At 51.5% G+C, this 22523-nt stretch carries 18 protein-coding genes; 11 read left to right on the plus strand and 7 right to left on the minus strand.

Annotated elements, in window-relative coordinates; all coding sequences use genetic code 11:
* Positions 1-102: 102 nt before the first annotated feature.
* The gene (locus tag CRP01_RS28460; RefSeq protein WP_317048822.1) at positions 103-1845 is read right to left on the minus strand and encodes a DUF5723 family protein; all 1743 of its coding nucleotides are present in this window, start codon (positions 1843-1845) and stop codon (positions 103-105) included.
* Positions 1846-2202: 357 nt separating this feature from the next.
* Here CRP01_RS28460 and CRP01_RS28465 point away from each other — a divergent pair, with 357 nt between their 5' ends.
* A complete protein-coding gene (locus tag CRP01_RS28465; protein ID WP_099153465.1) occupies positions 2203-4287 on the plus strand; it encodes a patatin-like phospholipase domain-containing protein in 2085 nt (694 codons plus the stop codon).
* A gap of 34 nt (positions 4288-4321) precedes the next feature.
* Here CRP01_RS28465 and CRP01_RS28470 read toward each other — a convergent pair whose 3' ends face one another.
* Together CRP01_RS28470 and CRP01_RS28475 are read right to left on the minus strand one after the other, a co-directional pair.
* On the minus strand, positions 4322-5248 hold the full coding sequence (locus CRP01_RS28470) for a DMT family transporter (RefSeq protein ID WP_099153466.1): 927 nt from the start codon (positions 5246-5248) through the stop codon (positions 4322-4324).
* A gap of 245 nt (positions 5249-5493) precedes the next feature.
* A complete protein-coding gene (locus CRP01_RS28475; RefSeq protein ID WP_099153467.1) occupies positions 5494-7119 on the minus strand; it encodes a T9SS type A sorting domain-containing protein in 1626 nt (541 codons plus the stop codon).
* Between the two features lie 209 nt (positions 7120-7328).
* Here CRP01_RS28475 and CRP01_RS28480 point away from each other — a divergent pair, with 209 nt between their 5' ends.
* The 5 genes from CRP01_RS28480 (at position 7329) to CRP01_RS28500 (ending at position 11898) form a co-directional block, all read left to right on the plus strand.
* Entirely contained in the window at positions 7329-7817 is a 489-nt protein-coding gene (locus CRP01_RS28480; protein ID WP_099153468.1) for a methylated-DNA--[protein]-cysteine S-methyltransferase, read from the plus strand.
* A gap of 77 nt (positions 7818-7894) precedes the next feature.
* Positions 7895-8998: a family 20 glycosylhydrolase gene (locus tag CRP01_RS28485; protein WP_099153469.1), complete on the plus strand. Its 1104-nt coding sequence runs from the start codon at positions 7895-7897 to the stop codon at positions 8996-8998.
* Between the two features lie 2 nt (positions 8999-9000).
* Positions 9001-10194, plus strand: coding sequence for a molybdopterin molybdotransferase MoeA (locus CRP01_RS28490; RefSeq protein ID WP_099153470.1), 1194 nt, complete (start codon positions 9001-9003; stop codon positions 10192-10194).
* 132 nt (positions 10195-10326) lie between these two features.
* The gene (locus CRP01_RS28495; RefSeq protein ID WP_099153471.1) at positions 10327-10806 is read left to right on the plus strand and encodes a low molecular weight protein-tyrosine-phosphatase; all 480 of its coding nucleotides are present in this window, start codon (positions 10327-10329) and stop codon (positions 10804-10806) included.
* A 225-nt stretch (positions 10807-11031) separates the two neighbouring features.
* A complete protein-coding gene (locus CRP01_RS28500; RefSeq protein ID WP_099153472.1) occupies positions 11032-11898 on the plus strand; it encodes a hypothetical protein in 867 nt (288 codons plus the stop codon).
* Positions 11899-11998: 100 nt separating this feature from the next.
* On the opposite strand, the gene ppgK is transcribed toward CRP01_RS28500, so the two are convergent.
* Genes ppgK through CRP01_RS28520 form a run of 4 tightly spaced genes read right to left on the minus strand, consistent with a single transcriptional unit; the run spans position 11999 to position 14717 of the window.
* Positions 11999-12748 carry a polyphosphate--glucose phosphotransferase gene (gene ppgK, locus CRP01_RS28505; RefSeq protein ID WP_099153473.1) on the minus strand — a complete coding sequence of 250 codons (750 nt, stop codon included), beginning with the start codon at positions 12746-12748 and terminating at the stop codon, positions 11999-12001.
* A 3-nt stretch (positions 12749-12751) separates the two neighbouring features.
* Positions 12752-13675 (minus strand): peptidylprolyl isomerase, encoded by a 924-nt coding sequence (locus CRP01_RS43045; RefSeq protein ID WP_170110577.1) that lies wholly within the window; start codon positions 13673-13675, stop codon positions 12752-12754.
* A gap of 15 nt (positions 13676-13690) precedes the next feature.
* Positions 13691-14332, minus strand: a complete 642-nt coding sequence (locus CRP01_RS28515; RefSeq protein WP_099153475.1) for a peptidylprolyl isomerase — start codon at positions 14330-14332, stop codon at positions 13691-13693.
* 22 nt (positions 14333-14354) lie between these two features.
* Complete coding sequence (locus CRP01_RS28520) at positions 14355-14717, minus strand: hypothetical protein (RefSeq protein WP_099153476.1); 363 nt, start codon at positions 14715-14717, stop codon at positions 14355-14357.
* 326 nt (positions 14718-15043) lie between these two features.
* Here CRP01_RS28520 and CRP01_RS28525 point away from each other — a divergent pair, with 326 nt between their 5' ends.
* From CRP01_RS28525 to CRP01_RS28550, 5 genes are all read left to right on the plus strand, one after another.
* Positions 15044-16942 carry a DUF3857 domain-containing protein gene (locus CRP01_RS28525; RefSeq protein ID WP_170110578.1) on the plus strand — a complete coding sequence of 633 codons (1899 nt, stop codon included), beginning with the start codon at positions 15044-15046 and terminating at the stop codon, positions 16940-16942.
* A gap of 225 nt (positions 16943-17167) precedes the next feature.
* A complete protein-coding gene (locus CRP01_RS28530; RefSeq protein ID WP_099153478.1) occupies positions 17168-19201 on the plus strand; it encodes a DUF3857 domain-containing protein in 2034 nt (677 codons plus the stop codon).
* A gap of 348 nt (positions 19202-19549) precedes the next feature.
* Positions 19550-20431, plus strand: a complete 882-nt coding sequence (locus CRP01_RS28540; protein WP_099153480.1) for an SdiA-regulated domain-containing protein — start codon at positions 19550-19552, stop codon at positions 20429-20431.
* Positions 20432-20577: 146 nt separating this feature from the next.
* Positions 20578-21846, plus strand: coding sequence for a 2-oxoglutarate dehydrogenase complex dihydrolipoyllysine-residue succinyltransferase (odhB, locus tag CRP01_RS28545; protein WP_099153481.1), 1269 nt, complete (start codon positions 20578-20580; stop codon positions 21844-21846).
* A 140-nt stretch (positions 21847-21986) separates the two neighbouring features.
* Positions 21987-22514 (plus strand): hypothetical protein, encoded by a 528-nt coding sequence (locus CRP01_RS28550; RefSeq protein ID WP_099153482.1) that lies wholly within the window; start codon positions 21987-21989, stop codon positions 22512-22514.
* The last annotated feature ends 9 nt before the right edge of the window (positions 22515-22523 follow it).

The following is a 22523-nucleotide window of genomic DNA, read 5'->3' on the forward strand; positions in this document are numbered from 1 at the left end:
CGTGTTTACTCTAAGCGATTAGCAATCAGTAATATAAAGCTTTTTTGCTTTACTTTATTATATAAAAAATAATATTTATCGATCCCGAGCTGTTAAAACTGCCTATTTACCCGTAGATCCACCCCTTGGGTTCAGTTTAAAATTGCGGTTCAGGCCGTCCGATTCGGGAAAGAACTGATATACCAGCGGTTCGTACCCGTAAGCCCTTACCGTAAGCTCGTGCAAACTGTGAATGCGGTACAAGGTAACTTCGAATTCATTACTCGGATAACGACTGGTGTGGATCAATTGTTTTTCCCCACTCTTGTTGTAGCGGTAAACATCCACATAGATAGCGTCGATCTCCTGGCCCGGCTCCTGACTGGAGAACTGGCTCTTCAGTGTGAAATACGCAATATCTTCATCGTCACTGGTCTGCGGTTTCGGCGCCGTCGTAGTGGGCTGCACCTGCTCCTGCAGGATCTCATCATCCGGCTGGATCGTCTCGCGGTTCGCCGTAGGTTTCTGTTCATCCTCCTCCGGCTTATTCCAGATCAGGTTGAGTCCGGTCTGAAAGTGATTATTGGTGGCGGAAGTCGGTGAAAACACCGAAAGAACGTTATCCGAAGCAACGTAAAACTGCACATTTCCGAACTCCATGGCCAGGCCTGCACCCACGTTGTTGTACGTCTTGTTAAAGATAGCATAATTTACCGTACCATCCAACCAGGAAGTGATCGGCAGGGCATATCCCAGCGAAACGCCTATTTCCATTTCTTCTTCGTAGAATCTGGCCGTTGCCAGACCGTTCACGGTGTGCTTATTCTCGAATTGATAGCGGCCACCGGCCATAACGCGCGCCGGCAGGTTAGTCCGGAAACTTTTAGTGGTTTCCGCCGGCACATTGACCAGGTCATCAAAAGTAACGTCCACTTCCTCCATCAGACTGGAAAAGGTGCTGGGCATCATTCTCTGGTTCAATCCGCGCCGCCAGGTAATGCCACCCAGATCGCGCACACTGGCGAAAAAAGACCAGTGATCGTTGTACTGGTAGTTGAGCCCTGCATCCAGCGCTACACCCGCGTTGCGGGCGGAGAACAGGCGGAAGAGCGGTTCGCCCTCGGCGTAGTGGCCGAAACCTGCGGATCGCACCGCAAAGTTGCCGTCGGTAAACAGGCCGCCCTCTTCGTCTTCACGTACGACCCAGTTCTCGTTTTCCAGGAACATGGCTTCATGACCGAGCAGGAATTTCACCCGTGCGCCCCAGTTAAAGCCCTTGCGCGCTTCGCTGGCGTAACCAACGGCCAGTTCTTTAAAATGCAGGGCCTGCCCCTGCAGGTACTGGAGATCGTACCATCTGCCGGCAATGGGTTCTTCCAGGTCCTCATCCGCGTAGCGGCGGAAAAGATCTCGCGGCAACCACATATCGCCGACCACGCGTTCGGAGAAATTGAAGGTAAAGAAGCCCGCTTTGGACTCAATTCCTCCGTACAGCAGGTCAATCTGACCATCCAGTCGGTAGGTGTTCATATCGCTGACCTGCCGGCGGGCCTGATCGTAATCGATCATCCAGTTGCACAGATCGTCCACGCCAAGGTCATCAATTCTGAAGCCCTGGCTGTTACCATTGACTCTTATATTCGAAAGTAAGGGTACGCCAATATAATGTTTAAGATGAGTTGGTACCTGAGCGGGATTGATATAAGATCCCTGAGGGAGCACGGTTAGATTTGAAACTGTAAATGATTCCTGAGCGGTACCTGAGTAACAGAAGAGCATGAAAATTACTAGGCTCAGAAATTTGTTTTTTTCAGTGATCATGGGATGCCCCCAGCCTGTCCGTAGCCGGAGTGTGTTTTGTCTCATAGTTTAATCGGTTTCACCAAAGAATTAATTTCCTTACCGGGTTCCTTTGGTGCTAATTATTGGGAATATGGTGTAGTTCGGTCCCATTTCTGACCTACCGGTCAAAAATATATATAAAAAAAAGCATTGCGTCTAATACTGTACGTAAGACTGCTTCTTTTGTTTCAAAAAAGATGAAACAAGTGTATTAGTGTTTGCAACTAAACTATAAAGCGATAGGATGTGATGAATTTTAGAGGGGAATACGGGTGAGTATGCGAACTGCATCCTCATTGGGTCCTGCGAATATAAAAAAAATTGTATTATGTGGCAAATTATTCTGCGATAAGAAAATAAACTTCACGCATATTTAACACGATGAAGACCCAGCCTAAGACCCTGAAGTACACGGAAGTAATTGCCGAAGAAAATAAACATCTGAAAGAGCGCCGGGAAAAGTTATTCGATCGGGAGTTTGCCGAAAGTCTCGAGGAGAATAAATTCGGTATCGCTTTGTCCGGCGGCGGCATTCGTTCAGCCACCATCAACCTGGGCCTGCTCAAGACCCTGAACAAGTACAATATTCTCGAACATGCCGATTACATATCCACCGTTTCCGGCGGCGGTTATACGGGCGCTTACATCCAGGCTACGCTGAAGCAAACCGGAGGCTACGAACACCTGTTCAGCGATGATCACATCTCCTACATGCGCACGCGCGGCGAATACCTCTTCCCCGGTACCGGCTGGCTCAAGATCTGGAATCAATTCGTGCTGGTAGTTAGTTTTCTGATCAGCCTGATCATGAGCTGGATCAGCCCGGGCATCCTGGTGGCGCTCACCCTGGGACTGTATGCCTTCATCCGGCCCGCGCTGGGTTTCGACCCCGTCATCATCGACGAGCGCCTGGATACCCTGTTTTACTGGGGCGGGATCGTGCTGGGTGTTATTTTTGTTGTTCACTACGTTTTCAATATCGTCCTGAATTTCAACCTGAGTGTTTCGGCCTATTTTAATGTGGTGGAATCGATCGCCGTGGGACTGGCGTTACTGTGCATCGCCATTGTGGTCTTTTTGGGGCTTAAGCAGATCCAGATCCCCAATATCCCGCTGTTCCTCCCCAAGCTGGTACTGGGCGTTTTATTGATCATACTCGGCTTTTTTGCCAACCCCAATGCATCCAGTTTCCACCGCTTCTACCGAAAGCAGCTTTCGGATGCTTTTCTGAAATTCTCGGGTACCCACCAAAACGTATTACTCAAAGATCTGTCCGATACCACGAGCGAAGAGCGGGCTGATTATCTGGCTCCCTATCCGCTCATCAATACCTGCCTGAACCTGCAGTCCTCTTCCGATCCGAATTTCCAGGGTACCAAAGCCAGTGATTACTTCCTGCTGTCTCCAATGTATTCGGGAGCCAAACTAACGGGCTATGTCAGGACTTCCGATCACTTCGGTTACGATACCATGACACTGCCCGCTGCGGTAACGATCTCCGCCGCCGCGGTCAACCCCGGAATGGGGATCTATTCCAACCGGATCCTGAGCATCCTCACCACGGTACTGAACCTGCGGCTCGGCTACTGGACCTTGAATCCCAGTCGACTAAAAACCTCCTACCCGCTGGTATTCTGGCCATTTTATTTCTTTTACGAACTGTTCTCCCGGATCGGTACGGATAAAACCATGGTTAATATTTCCGACGGTGGCCACATCGAGAATCTGGCGGTGATGGAATTGCTGCGCCGGAAATGCCGGTTGATCCTGGCTATTGATGCCGGTGCCGACCCCAATTTCACCTTTGCGGATCTGGAGAACCTCACCATCCGGGCCCGCAATGAACTCGGGGTTGACATCCGCTTTCGGGAGGATCAGATCCCCGAAGAAGTCATGCGCCCCCACCCTTCCCACGGCTATTCGCGCCAGCGCTACGCCATTGCTGATCTTTATCAGTTGTGGGATAAAATAGAAAAGGACGGTGAAGAGGTAATCGAACACTACGAGAACAAAAAGGTGGGCACGCTGGTCTATATCAAATCCACCGTTACCGCCCCGGAAGGACGTCCGGAGATCCCCAAGAAGGATTTTTTGAAATACGGCACCTATAAATATAAGATCTACCATCCCCTGTTTCCGCACGAACCCACCTCGGATCAGTTTTTTGATCCCATCCAGTGGGAATCCTACTACCAACTCGGACAGTATATCGGAGCGGATGTACTGGGACTGCGCCGACTGGATGACCGGACCAAACCCAACGCCCGGGTCATCACGCCCGATGAGCTCATCCGGTACTTCGATGAAGGTACGCGCCTTTTCCTGCCGATCATTCCGCAGCCGGACGAGATCCCGATCTCTATGGAAACGATAGAACGTACGGTGCGCAGCCGGGATATGGCAGCCCCGGAGACAAGTGCACCCGAAGAGCAGGTCGTGAAAAAGGATATAGAATACAAGATGTAGGCATTAAGGCTCGCTTGGCGGTCTTGCACCCGGATCAGCGGCGCCGACTCAGATACACGCCGATAAAGATCATCGCCATTCCCATAAAGTGGATAAGGCCGATGAATTCTCCGTCGACAAATCCCCAGAGTAAAGCAACAATCGGTACGATGTAACTCACCATGGAAGAAGGTATGGGCCCCATGATCTGGATGAGGTGAAAGAACAGGACAGAGGCCAGCACCGTGCTTCCCAAAGCCAGAATGGTAATGTAACCCAGTCCCGTCCAGGCTTCCGGATGGGTTGCGATTACTTCCGGAATTCCCAGAGATAAAGCCAGAATGATGGCCGGGATACCCACAATGGTAAAAGAAACGCCGCTGATCACCAGTGAACTGATGCCTTTTAATTTGAACGCTACCGTATTGGTACTGGTTGCGTAGCAGAGCGTGGCCAGGACAATGAATAGTCCGTAACCGAAATTCCCGCCAAATTCTCCTTCCGAGCCACCCAGGATCAGCAAAACCGCTCCCAGCAGTCCCAGCAAGACCCCAACGGCTTTCGCCCAGATCATCGGCGCCTTAAACGCCAGGATGCCGATAAGCATCGTAAATAAAGGAGTCATCGAGTTGAGAATACCACTCACCGAACTACTGATATGGGTTTGGGCCAGGGGAAATAAGATCGAGGGCAGGCCGGTACCGGTGATCCCGACCAGCAGCAACCACCTGAACTTACTCCAGTCGACCCGCCGCCACTTCAGCAGGAAATAAGGTAGGAAAGCCAGACCGGAAATACTCAGTCGCAAAGCGCCCACCTGCATGGGTGTGAAGATGCCCAGCGCTTTTTTGATCAGAATGTAAGACGATCCCCACATCAAACTCAAAAACAAAAGCAAAAACCAACTATACAGGGGAATGGCGTTGACATCCACCTCTTTTTTAGGAGCAGCAGGGCCCGCCGGTGTAGAAAAAGTAGACATAGTAAAAGTGAGTGTTCAGCAGCGGAAAGCTTGAAAGCTCCCCCACGTACGATGCGTGGGATGCCGGCCCGACCGGTACCGCTTATAACGGAAATATCTCTAAGCAACGATTGAGGCGGCGAATAGTTTTACTACTCGACCAATGCTGAAGTTTGCTTAGCGCCTTACCGCCTCAAAGGTAATCCGAAAAAGAACCGAAGCGTCATGCTTATTCTCAAATCTCATTGGTCCGATCAAAAAAACGCTCATCGTACAATCGTAAAGGATTTAGTTACGAACTTTTCCTCCAGGTGGATGACCAGCCAGTATAGTCCCGGCTCCAGCGTGGAGACGTTCAGTGGCTGGGACAGTAATTGGCCATGGCGCTCCCACCTTTTGCGTCCGGCGGCATCGTAGATCTGCAGCCTTACGATCGGGTTTTCCCGGTTTTCCAGATAGATCCTGTCCCGGGCGGGATTGGGGAACAATTTCAATTCGGGAAAAGCTTCCGGAGAGAAAACGGAGGTCAGGCCTGGATCTACCGCTGTCAGAAATACATCGTAATCTCCCGGGTTCGTCACGGTAAAACTTCCCAGACGGGCCGTACCGGTAAAGCTACCGATTGCGAATAATCCCAGCTCGGAGTCCACGGCCAGCGCTTCCACGAAAACAAATTCCTCGGTAGTCACCGGCGCCAGCCACTGACTGTTCCCGGATGCCGGGTCAAAAGCAGCCACGAAGCCATTCACGCCACCGGTAGTTGGTGTCGAAAGGTCATCCCAGGCGATGCTGCCCTGATAGGTACCGCTGAGATAAAGGACATCCTCCTGCAAATTCAGATCAGTTGGAAGATCGATGAGGTTTCCGCCAATGGCGCGGGCCCAGAGCGGGGCACCGGTTTCATCGTACTGAAAGAGGAAAATATCCGGATTCCCGTTCCGACTCTGAACGGACAGCGTTTCGGAGAGCGTCATGACGCCGATCAGAAAGCCCGTGGCTACCACATTGCCGTCTTCATCCGTTTCCATGGCAATGAGTTCCTCTTCGAACACGCCTCCGGCCCGTTTGGCCCAAAGTGCGTTGCCATCACCGTCAAAGCGTCCGACAAATACATCGCGGTCGAAAGTGTTGGCGTACAACTCCGCGGTATCCACCCGCAAGGTATCGTCGTACACTCCGCCCCAGTAATAGCCGCCGTCCGGGTGGAGAGCGAGTGTTTGCCCGCGGGTAGTTCCCTTATATCCCAGTTGCTGCCAGCTTTCCAATTCGCCGTCCGGGCTGAGTTTCAGCAGGAAGGCATCGTTATCGCCCCGGGCTTCCAGTTCCAGCGTATCGAACTGCAACGTTTCGGCAAAATATCCGGTCAGATAGATCTGGCCTTCCGGCCCGATCTTTACATCCTCGATCTCCCGCAGGTTGGCCCCGTTGATCACTTTTCCCCACTGTTCGTTACCCAGTGCATCGGTGCGCAGGATAAAAGCGCCTCGGATGTTATCCGATGTGCTGAGTTCAAATTCATCGTAGGTGAAGTCCAGCCAGAAAGTACCCGCCAGCAATAATCCGCCGTCCGGCATAGATCGCATTACGCGGATCTCGTCGTTCAGAAAGCTGCCTCCGCTCCGGGCCCACAGCCAGTTCCCCTCAGCGTCCAGGCGGCCCAGGAAAAAATCTTCCTGTCCGTACACCGGCAGCGGTGTTCCCGCGGGAGTGAAAGCGCCGTCGGTAGTACCGGCCACAAAGAAGCCACCCGCTCCGTCACTGAGCAAATGGTAGCCGTTCTCATTGGCTGCTCCTCCGAAGGTCAGCGGCTCAGCAAATTGGGCAGAAGCGGAAAAAAAGTTCAGGCTGCCCAGCCATAGCAGCCAAAAACGAACAGAAAGCAATACGCGCATGTCGGATTGAATTATTTGAATGTAAGCAGGCCGGGCTACCTCGAGATCCCGTCGAATTTACCGGGTCCGTAACGGAGAATACTTCTCCTAGATGCCAGACTGTGTTATTTATAACAATTTAACTCAGATTGGGATGCACGGAAATGGGAAAGAGTCTTGTTCTTTTAAGCCAATAACTGTACTTTAGGGACTGTAAAATCAAGAGCATTATGCTAGCCACTGCTCATTATCTTTCTCCATTCGGTTGCTTCTGTATTCAGGGCAGTACCAAGGGTATTCGCAAAGTACAACTGGTGGATACCAAGCCCTGTCCGGCCGGGCCCATTGCTCCGGTCCTGAAGGATTGCGTCGTCCAGCTGGATGAATATTTCAAAGGGCAGCGGCAGGACTTTGATCTGAAACTGGATTGGGAGGGCGCCACTGATTTCCACAAGGCCGTCTGGAGTGCGCTTTTGGAGATCCCCTACGGCCACACGACCTCCTATCTGAAGATCGCCGAAAAACTGGGTGATCCCAAATCCATCCGGGCGGTCGGCCAGGCCAATCGGAGAAACCCCGTGGCCATCATCGTCCCCTGCCACCGCGTTATTGCCAAAAACGGCGATCTCCAGGGCTACTTTTACGGCCTGGACATGAAACGCCGGCTACTCGAACTGGAAAATCCAAGAAGTTTCGCCCGTCAGGGAAGTCTTTTTTAACCGACCGCTTATCCACACGATCCAATTAAACCTGAGAAGCTGATCGCTTCCAATAAAACCCGTTTACACTATTGACAATGAAGAGATACCCACTCACTCTGCTTTTCCATCTTTTTATCCTTACGTTAATTCAGGCTCAGCCCACCACCCAGGACAGCCTTCCCCTGCGCGGTTTCTGTATCGGCGCTCCCGGGGCGGACGGGGTGGAACGCTTTGTAAAATTCATCCGGGAAGAACTGGCGCCGCGAGGGATCAATACCCTGATCCTGCGGATCGATTACAATTACCAGTATACCAGTCGACCGGAACTGGCGAATCCGAACGGCTTATCCAAAGCGGATGTGACCAGTATGCTGGAGGCCTGCCGGGAGCACGGTATTAGCATGGTACCGCAGGTCAATTTATTAGGGCATCAATCCTGGCACGGCAGCCTGGGCAAACTCCTGCAGGAGTATCCGGAATTTGACGAGACGCCCGAAGTTGAACTCCCCGAGAACTACGAATGGCCCAACGAAGATGGACTTTACTGCAAAAGTTACTGTCCGCTCCACCCCGATGTTCACGAAGTAGTATTCGATATTGTCGATGAGATCTGTGAAGTATTCCAGAGCGACGCCTTCCACGCGGGTATGGATGAAGTTTTCTACATCGGCCACGAGCAGTGCCCACGCTGCAATGGCCGGGATAAAGCAGAGCTCTTTGCCGGAGAAGTTACCCGGATCCGTAATCACCTGCACCAACAGGACCGGCAACTCTGGATCTGGGGTGACCGACTGATCGACGGTAAAACCACCGGTATCGGTCTCTGGGAAGGCAGTTACAACAATACACACCGGGCGGTCGACCTGATCCCCAAAGATGTCCTGATCTGTGATTGGCATTACGAAAGGCCCGACCAAGCCGCCGTATATTTCGCCATGAAAGGTCTTCCGGTGGTTACCTGCCCCTGGCGGAACCCGGAAGTAGCCAAGGTCCAAATGGCGGATATGTACCGCTTTCGGGAATCGGCCACTCCGGTTATGAAGGATCGTTTCCGGGGAATTTTGCAAACGATCTGGTCCGGCAGTGATGCCTTTTTGGATCAGTACTACGGTTTAAGAGCACACAAAAACGAAAACGGCCTGTCCCAGGTAGATTGTTTCCAGGCGATCTTTCCGAAGGAAGCCGAAATGAAAAAATAGATATGATCTCCGTTGAAGAAGCATTAAAAATTGTCCGGCAACAAGCCATTGAGTTGCCCGCGGTGGAAGTGCCGTTGGCCGAAGCCAATCAAAAGATACTCCGGGAACCTTTACGCGCGGACCGGGACTTCCCCCCTTTTGACCGGGTAACCATGGACGGGATTGCCCTCTCCTTTGCAGATTTTGCGGCCGGGAAACGTAGTTTTCCGATCGCGGGTGTAGGCGCCGCCGGAGCGCCCCAGCAGGAATTAACCCGGCAGGGGCACTGCATCGAGATCATGACCGGGGCCATGTTGCCCGCCGGTACCGACACGGTCGTTCGCTACGAAGACCTGGAGATCCGGGACCAGGAAGCTCATCTGACCATCGATAAGATCAAAAAAGGTCAAAACATTCATCGGCGGGGAGAGGATCGCCAGCGGGGAGATGTTATCGTCCCGGCCGGCCGGAAGATCGCTCCCGGAGAGATCGGCGTGGCCGCTACTGTGGGGCGTGCATCTCTGCCCGTCACCCGCCCGATCACCGCTCTGATCCTTTCGAGTGGCGACGAGCTGGTCGCGGTGGAGGAAAAACCCCTCCCCCACCAGATCCGCCAGTCGAATGTATTCAGTATTCAGGCACTTTTGCAGCGTTGGGGCATCCGTGCGCAGATCATGCATATGCCCGACGATCCGGCCACGATTAAAAAGGTACTGCAGGAGCAGCTTCCGAATTACGATGTACTGCTCCTCAGTGGAGGTGTTTCCAAGGGCAAATTTGATTACATTCCGGATGCACTGGACGCCATGGGGGTTAAACGCCTCTTTCACCGGGTAGCCCAGCGCCCGGGTAAGCCGTTTTGGTTCGGCCATATTCCCGGAGGTACGGTCGTGTTTGCCCTTCCGGGCAATCCGGTTTCTTCCCTTGCCTGTACCCGGGTGTATTTCGGTGAATGGCTGGAGACCAGCCTTGGGATCAGTGAAGAAAAACCCCGGGCCCAACTGAGCCGGGAAGTTAGTTTCCGACCGGACTTAAACTACTTCATCCAGGTTAAACTCCGCAGTGCGGCCGACGGCAACCTGCTGGCCGATCCCGTGGAAGGACACGGATCGGGAGACCTGGCCAACCTCGTGGATGCCGATGCATTTTTGATGCTGCCCCGAGGAAAAGATCATTTTGCGGCCGGGGAAGCTTACCCGGTCTGGAGTTTCCGCTAATTAGGTACTTTGGGCCACGAATGTGCGGGCGGAGGACGCAATTTGCCGGGCTCATCCGTTTAGATAGAAACCGGCTCCCTACAACACATCGCCACGGACTGCGTTCTCTCTAGAAGAAAAAATATTCGCTTGATGAAAATTTTGATGGTTTGCCTTGGAAATATTTGTCGTTCCCCCCTCGCAGAAGGGATCATGAAGGAAAAGCTACAGGAACGCGGACTCGACTGGACGGTTGATTCCGCCGGTACCGGTAGCTGGCACATCGGCGAAAAACCGGATACCCGCTCCATTGCCGTTGCCCGTAAATACGGCATTGATATCAGCAAGCAAAGAGCCCGCCAGTTTAGCTACGACGATCTTAATGATTTTGACATCATCCTGGCCATGGACCGCAGTAATTTCCGCAACATTCAAAATCTGAGCACCCAGAAAGCGCACAACGAGAAAGTCCACCTCATCATGGAACTGGCCCAGCCCGGCAATGGTACGGATGTACCCGATCCCTATTGGAATGACGACGGATTCGAACAGGTTTATAACATGTTGGATGCTGCCTGCGACAAGATTATTGACCAATTGGTTGCCACCCAGAAAAGCAGTGATGTACAGTAAAAAAGAATCGGATGGGGTCCTTGAAACAGCCCCTCCGGAACACTCTTAAGCCGACCGTTCCTTCCCGCCGGTAAGTGTTAAAAACCGGGAAATCTTTTCCCGCTTAATAATCTCTCCCCCTGCCTACTCGTTTTTATCCCTGTATTAACAATGAGTTTGCAATTTTAATTTGATGGCCTGACGCCCGGGAGGCGCGGCCGGTTCATCCCCTTTAAACTAATCAACATGATCACTAAAAAGTATCTGCTGCCCTGCCTGGCATTGCTTGCCTTTGCCACGGCCTGCTCTAAAGAAAAATCCGTTTCCGAAGAAGATCGTATGGCCGCCGAAAAAGCTGCGGAAGAATATATGATGGCGGAAACGACCTTTGAACATGTCTTTCAGGTCGTTAACCGGGAAGCCGGTCAGCAGGGCGACCTGAACGGGTTTAAAAACGAGGAAGGCGATCTCGATACCCGGGGCAACTGTCCGCAGACGAACCTGAACCTGGCCGGCAACGGCGTTTTCCCCGCTACCTTTGAGCTCGATTTCGGCGCGGGTTGCGCCGATGGAGATTTCCCGCTGATGGCCGGAAAGATCACTGCCGTTTTCAATGGACTGCTCCTCAGTCCGGGTACGTCGATCAGTTTGAGTTTCACGGATTTTGTACACAACGGAAATGCTGTTTCCGGAGCGTATGAGATCAAAAATGAGGGCAAGGACAACGATGGTTTCTTCACCTTCTCCTCCACTATTGACGGTCAGATCACTACGGCGGCCGGTAAAAGCTTTGCCTATCAGGCCAGCACGATGACCAAAAAGACCCAGGGTGGGGACACTAACTTTTTCACCGACGGACTGAGCGGCATTCTCGATGACGTCTGGAGTACGACCCGTGATGCCGTACTGACCACCAGCGAAGGCGTGGTAGTGAATATTTCCACGCCGAACGCCATTAAGAACCCGATCACCTGCGTCTGGCCGGTCAGTGGTTTCTTTGCGCTGGATATCAGCAATCCGGCAGTCACCGGTTCGATCGATTTCGGGGACGGCGGTTGTGATGACAAAGCCTTACTGACAATCGGTGATTACAGCGTGGAGCTGGACCTGTAAGAGATCCGCAGCATCCATAAAAAAAGGAGTTCATTCCGAATTTCAGACTACTCCGAAATTCGGGATGAACTCCTTTTTTTATTGAACTGACTTCCGTCCCTTACAGATTCTCCCAGGCGTAAATTGCCGCGCCTACCGTACCGGCATTATTCAGCATTGCCGATGGAATGATCTTGGTTTCGGAAGTGATGGTATGCCGGTATTCGTCGAAACGTTTACTGGCTCCACCGCTCAGGATCACCATGTCCGGAGACAGGATGCGATCGATATGGAGCAAGTACTCATTGAATCTCTTTCCCCATTCTTCCCAGGAGAGTTCGAGATTTTTACGCACGGAATTGGCGGCGTAGTGCTCGGCGATCATTCCCTTGAAGAACAAATGGCCGAATTCAGTATTGGGCACTAATTTCCCGTCGATAAAAAGGGCCGATCCAATACCGGTGCCGATCGTGAGCATCAGCACGGTACCGTCTACCTTTTTGCCGGCGCCGTAACGGACTGCCGCCAAACCGGCCGCATCCGCATCGTTCATTACCTTAACCGGACAGCCGCTGGCTTTGGAAAATAATTTTTCCACATCCGTGCCAATCCATTTCTTATCGATATTGGCCGCCGAATGGGCTACCCCGTGGCGAACGATCGCCGGGAATCCACAACCGATCGGACCATTCCAATCGTGCATCTTTACCAGTTCGGCAAACGTCTTGGCGACCGCTTTCGGTGTTGCCGGCTGAGGCGTGTCGATACGCAGCCGCTCACTCAGTAGTTTTCCTTTTTTGATATCAACCGGCGCTCCTTTGATCCCAGAACCCCCTACGTCAATTCCAAGTACGTACTTGTTCTTACCCATAATTTATTTGATAAAGGTCATTTTCATCCACACATTTTCCCGGGGCCGGTCACGCCCGTCGGTGGGCTGCGCGGCGATGGCGTCGATTACTTCCAATCCTTCTATCACTTGTCCGAATACCGTGTAATCGCGATCCAGGAAGGGTGTCCCCCCAACGGTTTTATACAGTTCTCGCTGTGCACTGGTATATCGCATATTTTTCCGGGATTCGATGATGTCCAGTTCCCGGTCCGTATAGGTTTTACCCTGTACGATATAGAACTGAGATCCGGAAGAACGTTTCTCCGGATTGACCTGATCTCCCGTACGCGCTGCGGACAGTGCGCCTTTAATATGGATCAGTGAATCTACGAATTCGGCCGGAATGGTATAACCCGGGCCGCCGCTCCCCAACATCTGGTTTGCTCCGGCTCCTTTGGAGTTAGGATCGCCACCCTGGATCATAAATTCCTGGATCACCCGGTGGAACAGCAAGCTGTCGAAAAAATTATCTTCCACCAGCTTGGTGAAATTATCCTGGTGCTGGGGCGTTGCGCTGAACAACTCAACCAGCATATTGCCGTAAGGCGTTTCGACCTCCACCAGACAACGGTCCGGCGGCGCGATCACGACCTGCTGCCGGGTCACCCGGCTTTTGCCCTCGCGAAAGGCGCGAAGTTGTACATCGTAAATGCCCGATTTGCGGAACCGGTGGGTAGGAGCTGCTTCCTCGGAGGTCTTTCCGTCGCCGAAATCCCATTCGTAGCTGTCTGCTTTTTCCGACTGGTTTTCAAACTGGATGTTTGCCGGCGCCTTAGCTTCACCACTGTAAGTAAACTGCGCTACCGGGCGGGAACATCCTACCACCAGTACAACCAGCAAAAGATAGGCCAGCATTTTAAAAAACCGACTCCCTGCTACCGACCCGGACCATTGTTCGTTTATCATGAACTGCAAATTAGATTATTCGAGAATGCGTACTTTCATCCGAACGTCTTCGGTAGGGCGATTGTTGGAATCCGTATTCAATTCGGCGATCTTATCGATCACTTCCATACCGCTCACCACTTCTCCAAAAACGGTGTAATCGCCATCGAGGAAGGGAGAACCGCCATCGTTCACGTATACCTGCCGTTGTTCCGGACTGTATTTGAGACTCTTCTGATTTTCCATCTGGGTCAGCGCTTCCTCCGTTACCGGTCTTCCCTGCACGATGTAGAACTGAGAGCCCGAGGATTTTTTCAGCGGGTTGCCGTCACGGGCGGCGGCCAGGGCTCCTCTGAAGTGAGGCGCACCGATCTCAGCGTCGATCTGATAACCGGGGCCACCCCGGCCCAGTGATTGTCCGGGAGCGGCATTTTTTGAATCAGGATCGCCGCCCTGGATCATAAAACCGTTCACCACCCGGTGGAACAACAGGTCATCATAATAGCCTTCATTGGCCAGCTTGATGAAATTATCGCGGTGCTTCGGCGTACTATTGTACAGGATCACTTCGATATTGCCAAAATCCGTCATGATCTCAGCGTGGGTAAATTCATCCTTCTGACAAGAAGAAAAACCCAACATCAACAAAAGGCCTATTCCGAGCCAGATATTTCTCATATGGTACTCTTTTTGATTAGTGTTACTCTGCTTCCAGTTCTTTAAAATATCGGATAATGTTTTCCTTGAGAATTCCTTCCTGCGCCTTGAGGCCTTTCGTGGCAAACGGTTTCAGGGTACGCCAGTGCGGCCAGCCATCGTCATCCCTTCCCACAAATTCGTAGTATCCCTCGTAACTCAGTAAGCGGCAAACCGCGATGTGCATCAGGTCCTGCTTTTCCTCTTTGGTAAAAGCCTCCTGCCAACGCCCCAGCTCCTGAATACCGATCAGGAAAAGGATCGCATTCAGATCCGGAAGGCTTGCCTTTCCAAACCGGTCCTTCACCATGTGGCGAATGCGCAGCCATTCAAAATCCTCCTGCCAGTCTTCCATCAACTTTGTCAAACTTCAATGCGTAATTCAAGCGCCAGTTTTCCGTCGGGCGGGATCAGTTGTGCGGGGTGCGGTAGATTTCTCCCTTTTCCCAGCCTGCGGCCCGTTTCGAACCGATGCCTGTCCCACTGATCAGCCAACAACCGACAAACTGCCGACTTGCGTGAATAAATAAAAATTCGGATCGCAAATATAAGGAACTTATACGTTATGCATTAGCGGAGAATGCATTGGCCTTATATTAGAGTCGGTGAACCAATCATTTCTTTATGAAATTTTTTTACACACTCTTTTTTATTTTTTCAATATGCCAAATACCGGTTGCCCAATCTTACAAAATGGAATGGGGAACCATTCCCCCGGTAGACCGCATTATGGAGGTCTACGCTGAAGATCCGGAGGCCGGCGCCGTTATCCTCGGAGAGATCGGGCAGTTCTTTTTTCGCAATGAAAGCAAAGAACACGATTACCAGCTCAACGTACACAAGCGGATCAAGTTGCTCGATAAAAAACCCGTTGCCGAACTGGCCAGCGTCAGTATTCCCTATTATCATTTCAATGATTCCGAATGGATCATTTCCATCGATGCCCAGACCATCACTCCGGACGGCCGCGTACACAGCCTTTCCCGCAAAGATTTTTATTTCGAAAAACGCGATGCCCACTGGACCCACGTGAATTTCACTTTCCCCCAGCTTCAGGAAGGAGCCATCCTGGAATACCGCTACAGCCTCCGCTCCAATAATGTAGTTCAGCCCCGGACCTGGTATTTTCAGCACTCCATCCCAACGCGTTTCAGTCAGCTAAGCCTGCACAATTCGTCTTACCTTTCTTTTGCCACCCTGTTCGAAGGGGCGGAGTATATGGAACTGAAGGAAAAAACAAAAAATGAGATCCACCTGGTCAGCGGCAAGACGCGCTTTTTGTTTTCGGACCAGTTCTACCTCATGGAAAATGCGCCGGCCATCCGCGAGGAAGCCTACATGACCACTATCGATGATTACCGCGTCCGGCTCCGGCTGCAACTGAGTGAGATCATCCAGCCGGGAGATTTCCCCAAAGCATTTCTGCCGACCTGGGAACAGGCAGCTCACGACCTGATCGACAGCCCGTTCTTCGGCGGCCTGTACCTGGCCAAAAAATCTTACCGCAAGCTCAATCGTATACTCCTTAACAACTTGGACCTGGCCACCGATCCGGAACGGCGAATGCGTCAGATCTACCAATTCCTTGTAACACGGATCCACTGGAACGGGCTCAATGGCGTACAACCCGAACGGGAACTCTACGACGCTTTCCAAACCGGGAAAGCCAGCACTGCTGAACTTAACTTTATGCTGCTCGCCCTGCTGCACGCTCAGAATATTGTAGCTCACCCCGTGCTTACCTCCACCCGGCAACACGGCCGGATGACCCAGCAGTACCCGCTGATGGATCAGTTCAATTACGTTATGGTGTTGGTAAGCATCGGGGGACGGACCTGGTTGCTGGATCCCACCGATCCGCTCCGGCCACCGGGAATGCCGGGGCTACAGACGCTCAACAAGAAGGCCTGGGTGGTCAATCCAGAATGGCCGCAGTGGATCAACCTGGAGGTTCCTCCCTGCCGTGATCGCTATACGGTTGAATTACAACTTGATGCTTCCGGCGCCCTGCACGGCCGGATGCAGGCCCGATACAGCAGTTATTCGGCACTGTTGGAACGCAAATTGCACCGCCAGGCACCCAAAGGGCATTATTGGAGTCAACGCCTGCAGCGCCTGCATCCGGAAGCCATGCTGGATTCCGTTCAGTTCTTAAATGCAACTGATCTGGATGCCGCATTTGAGCAACAGCTGTCTTTCTACATTCCGGACGCCGGTCAGTCCTTTGGCAATTTTTTATATTTGCCGCTGGTCGTCTACGCGAATTTTTCCGAAAATCCGTTTAAGCAAAAGAATCGTAACTTCCCCGTGGACTTCCCGTATCCATTTGAGGAAGAGTGGCAGATCACGCTGGATTTGCCACCCAACTACGAAGTCGTCGAACTACCGAAGAGCACCAATTACAGTCTGCCCGATCACCAGGGCGAAATAACTTATGAATGTAAGCAGGAAGGTAAAAAGATCCTGCTTGACTGCCGGTTCACAATGCGTAGCGATTTTATAGAACCGGCACTCTACCCACATTTAAAGCAGCTGTTTAGCCATTATTTACAACAAGTGCACGCCAAAGTCGTGCTTAAAAAGAATCAATAAGAGTGTGTTTGGGATTTTTTCTTTGTGACGAAAACAGTCAATTTTTTGTTTAGACGAAGCTTATTTTGAAGTGCATACCCAGAGGGTACGGACTGAAAAATAGCTGAAGTATAAACGAAAAAGTGGCGTTTGTGGTCCGATTAATAAATCCCAAACACACTCTAAGTAAACCGGTTTTCTGATGCCCGGTTACCAATTTTTATTTTATCAATAAACTAATCTAACATGCGCGTTTTCTCTTTGCAAAGCATCTCGCTGATGCTGGCCCTGCTCTTTGCTATTCCATCCAATGCTCAGAAAGATCCCATCAAATGGGGAAAAATCCCCGACGAGGATCTGGCCATGACCGTCTATGAGCCCGACACTTCCGCCAGTGCCGTCGTACTCTGCAATTACGGTGAGCTGCAATTCAACTTTATGAAAGGAGATATCCGTTACGACTTTCGTCAACACAAGCGGATCAAGATCCTGAAAAGATCCGGTTTTGACGAGGGAGATGTCTCCATCCCGTTTTACCACAACGCCGAAAATATCCGTAATCTGCAGGTGAAAGTATTCAGCCCCGACGGTAGCGAATACAACGTAAAAAATTCGGACATTTTTGAGGAAAAGGTCAGTGACAACTGGTCATTGATGAAGTTCTCCGCCGGCAACCTGAGCGAAGGTGCCGTCCTGGAATACCGCTATATTCTGGAATCGGAATTCTTCAACGAACTGCGGGAATGGTATTTCCAGGAAAACATCCCGACCATCTGGAGTGAATACCGTCTGGAAGTACCGGAATGGTTTGACTACGTAGCGATCACCCAGGGCCAACCGGCCGATATTCACGAGACCGATAGCCAGGAACAATCCATCACTATGGGAGGCTCCAGTGTCTATACGGGATCCAGTCGCGCCAAAACCAAAGTATACGTTAGCCGTTACGCGGCCGAGCATGTACCGGCCCTGAAGGAAGAAGGGTTCATCACCACCATGGACGACTATTATTCCCGCGTGCGGTTTCAACTCAAAGGTACCAACTGGCCCGGTCAGGGCTACAAACCCCACATGAGCACCTGGCCGGCTCTGGCCCAAAAGCTGATGGAATACGAAAGTGTCGGGGAACAGATCAGCAAAGACCGGAATTTTAAAGATCTCTGGAAGGCCGTCAGCCCACAGGTTTCCGGGGTAGATGATAATGACGAAAAGGTTCGGATCATCTACAACTTCCTGGCTACCGAAATGGAATGGGACGGTCGCTACACCTTTTCCGCTACCGATAAACTGGATAAATGCTTCGAAAAGAAAACCGCCACTTCCGGTGAGCTCAATCTGATGTTTATCGGTCTGGCCCAAAAGATGGGTATCGAAGTCTACCCGATCATGGTCAGCACGCGTTCCCACGGCCGAATGGTCGACCTGTATCCCATCATTGATCAGTTCAATCACCTCATGGCCCTGGTCCGTTACGGTGAACAGCTCCAGATAGTAGATATCGGCAGTAAACATCGTCCCATCGGTTTATCCCGCATCAGTAGCTTTAATAACAAAGCCTGGCTGCTGAGCACCGAAAAACCGCAGTGGATACAGCTGCCGGTACCTCAGCGCGAAAGTATTATGATGATCAACGCCCAACTGTCGGAAACCGGTGAACTGGACGGGGAGGTACAATCCCGCTATAAGGGCTACGCAGCCGTTGATACCCGCATCGATCTGGAAGAGGAAAGTCAGGATCAGACGGCCGTTGCCGGCTCTTCCGGGGCCGATGAAGGCGAAGAGGAAAAAGGCAGCCTGCGGGACCGCTATCCGGATATTGAGATCACAGCGGCCGACTATTCCGGCCTCGAAGATCCCGAAGCGCCGCTCAATCTGAAATTCCACTGCCGGATCCCGGGGGCCGCGATGGTCAATAATGATTTCATTTACTTCAGTCCGGTTATTTTCCCGGCTTTCGATGAAAATCCCTTCAAACAGGAAAAGCGCACCTACCCGGTCGATGTGCCCTATACCATTGATGAGCGTTATGTGATCAACCTGAAGATGCCGGACGGTTACGACGTAGAGGAACTCCCGGAAGACATCCGGATGGTACTGCCCGATAGCGGAGGCAGCTTTGAGATCTCCACCAAAGTGGTCGGGCAGGATATCTATATGAATTGCAATTTGAAACTCAATCAGATCCATTTTCAGTCGGAGGAATATTCCGGCCTGAAAAAGTTCATCGACCTGGTAATGGAAAAACAGGGCGAACAGATCGTGTTGCGCAAGAAAACATAAAACCAGTCGTGGGGTCAGTAGTCAGCATAAAATTTCCGGACTGGCTACTGACTCCCTTTATCTCCGGTGTTGAACAAAATATGTCTGTAATTTTTTAGTTATATTATACCGTAGAATGTAATCGAACAAATAAGATCTGAGCTTGCACCCAGCCCCCTCCCCGGGATCGTGGAGCGATTTTTGTAGTATTCAATTGTTGTTGAAGTATTCTGTAAACGCCGCAGGAAATTTGAACAACAAAATTATCGATCCCCTGCAGGAGTAGGGGGATGCTGTAATTTTCCGGTTTTATGCGATCGGTTATCCCATATTGATTTATAGCAACAGTACCAACATTAACCATTTAGTATGAAATTTTTAGGAAGCATTGTTTTAATAGCAGGTATATTTTTCGGCTGTTTTTTCACCAGCACCGCGCAATTGTTCCCCTACCAATTCGATTCTCCCGATCAGATTTTTGAACTCGATGATGAGTTGGAGGAGATCTCCGGGCTCGGAATCTCGGGAGACGGCAACTATTTACTGGCCGTACAGGATGAAGACGGCATTTTGTACCACCTGGACAAAACCACCGGAGCGATCCTGGAGAAAAGGGAATTTTGGAAAGACGGCGATTACGAAGGGGTCGAGGCGGTAGGTTCCGACGCGTACGCCATCAAGAGCACCGGCACGGTCTACTGGATCAAGAACCACAATAAGGAGGATTTCGAGACGGAAAAGTTCAATTACGATCTCAATAAAGACAACGATGTAGAGGGCCTCGGATACGACTCGCAAAATCAGATGTTACTGCTGGCCTGCAAGGCACATCCGGACGGACAGAAAGAAGCCCGGGGGATCTACGGCTTCAGCCTGCAGTACAAACAATTGCTTCAGGATCCAATCTACATGCTTACGCTCGGTGCGGTCCACAATTACCTGGACAAAAACCCACCCATCACGCGACTGGAAAAGGTAAAAGACTTTTTCGATGAAGACGAACTCGATTTCAGTCCGTCAGCCCTGGCCGTACACCCCATCAGCGGCGATCTGTATCTGCTGTCCTCCAAAGGCAAGATGATCATTGTCATGAACCGTCAGAACGAGGTCGTATACATCCAGAAGCTACAAAAGGAAGAACATCCCCAACCGGAAGGGCTGTGCTTTGACCAAAACGGCAACATGTACATCTCCAATGAAGGCAGAGGCGACAAAGGAACGATCCTGGTGTATAAATACGCCGCAAATTGATCGGGTATTCCCTCCGTTAAAACTATCCTATACCTTTTGAAGTTGTATATTTTAAAGGAGTCCGAAGTTTCCACAAGAAAACTCCGACCAATGTTGTTTAATTAACGCTTTTACCGGATTATTGCACTGCAATTGAAATCTTACTTATGAGTATCGTAGAAATGAAAGTCCCCGTCATTGGGGAATCCATCAACGAAGTGACCCTTTCCCAATGGCTGAAAGAGGACGGCGACTTCGTAAATATGGACGAAGCAATTTGTGAATTTGAATCGGATAAAGCTACTCTTGAGTTTCCGGCCGAAGCGGCCGGCAAGCTGATCTACGTTGCCAGCGAAGGTGACGATCTGGAGATCGGAGCTCTGGTAGCCAAGATCGATACCAGCGTTACCGCCGGAGACGGCGGCGGTTCTTCTTCCCCGGCTGCCGAAAAAAGTAGCGAGGCACCGAAGGAAGAACCCAAAGCCGAGGCGCCCAGTGCCCAACCGGCGGAAGCGGAAACCTACGCCAGCGGACATCCGTCCCCGGCGGCAGCCAAGATCCTGAAAGAAAACGACATCCAGCCCGAATCGGTAAAAGGTCAGGGCAAGGACGGTCGCATCACCAAAGCGGATGCTGTAGAAGCGGCCGCTAATAAAAAAGCGGAACCCAAGCCTCAGCCGGAGGCCAAAAGTGCAAAATCCGCTCCTGCGCCCAGCACTTCGACGGCCAGTTACAGCCGCGATGAGGAGCGCAAGAAAATGAGTCGAATGCGCCGGACCATCGCCGACCGGCTGGTTCGCGCCAAAAACCAAACCGCCATGCTCACCACCTTCAATGAGGTGGACCTGACGGAAGTAATGGCGCTGCGCAAAAAATATCAGGAAAAGTTCGTAGAAAAATACGGGATCAAGCTCGGTTTCATGTCCCTCTTCTCCAAGGCCTGCGCCAAAGTGTTGATGGAAATGCCCGAAGTAAACGCCCGGATCGAAGGCAACGAACTGATCTACCATAATTATGTAGACATTTCCATCGCGATCTCTACGCCTACCGGTCTGGTGGTACCACCGGTGCGCAACGTAGAATCCATGAATTTCTCGGAGATCGAATATAAGATCAAAGAACTGGCCGGTAAGGCCCGCAACGGCAATCTGTCTCTGGACGAGATGCAGGGTGGTACTTTCACCATTACCAACGGTGGGGTATTCGGCTCGCTGGTCAGCACTCCGATCCTGAACGAACCGCAATCGGCTATTCTCGGAATGCACACCATTCAGGAACGCCCCGTAGCCGTGAACGGCGAAGTACAGATCCGGCCGATGATGTATCTGGCCTTATCCTACGACCACCGGGTGATTGACGGTAGCTCTTCCGTTACTTTCCTCGTGAAGGTAAAAGCGCTGCTGGAAGATCCGGTGTCGTTGTTGCTAGATTTGTAATTAGGTGCGAGGGGTGAGGTGTCAGGAGTCAGGGGTCAGAGATTGAGTGCTCGCACCTGACACCTCACCCCTGACACCTCCCTCCTGACCACTCGCCCCTGACACCTCACACCTCAACCAACTACCCTAAACCACTTCCTATGACCCTGGCGGATTTTTTCCAGAAGATTGCAGATAACCCCTCCTACATCATTTTTTACTTCACCATTATTCCGGTTACGGCCCTTTTGGCCGGTTGGCTCGGGAGAGGCGAGGGACACATCTCACCCTGGAAATACCTGTATTCGACCTTGATCTATATGGTAAGTGTACCGGGCATATTCGCCGTCACGCTGAGTATCTATTTTTTCCTTTTCGAGCGCCGAAGCATTATGCAGACGGATGTCTTTGTCCAGATCCTTCCCGTCATCTCCATGATCGCCACGCTGCTGATCATCCGGCGCAACGTTCGTTTGGAATACATTCCCGGCTTCGATAAACTTTCCGGCCTGATCATGATGATCACCGCTACGCTGGCCATTATGTGGTTTATTGATCGTACCCGGATCATCGCCTTCACCTACATCCCTTTCCATTACGTCATTCTGATCTTTATCGCCCTGCTGGTGGCGATCCGTATTGGCTGGAAACGTTTATTTGCGGATAAGCGGCCGCTTCCCGGAGCATAAGGCCAGGAC

Source organism: Flavilitoribacter nigricans DSM 23189 = NBRC 102662 (assembly GCF_002646595.1).
GTDB classification, from domain to species: Bacteria; Bacteroidota; Bacteroidia; order Chitinophagales; family Saprospiraceae; genus Flavilitoribacter; species Flavilitoribacter nigricans.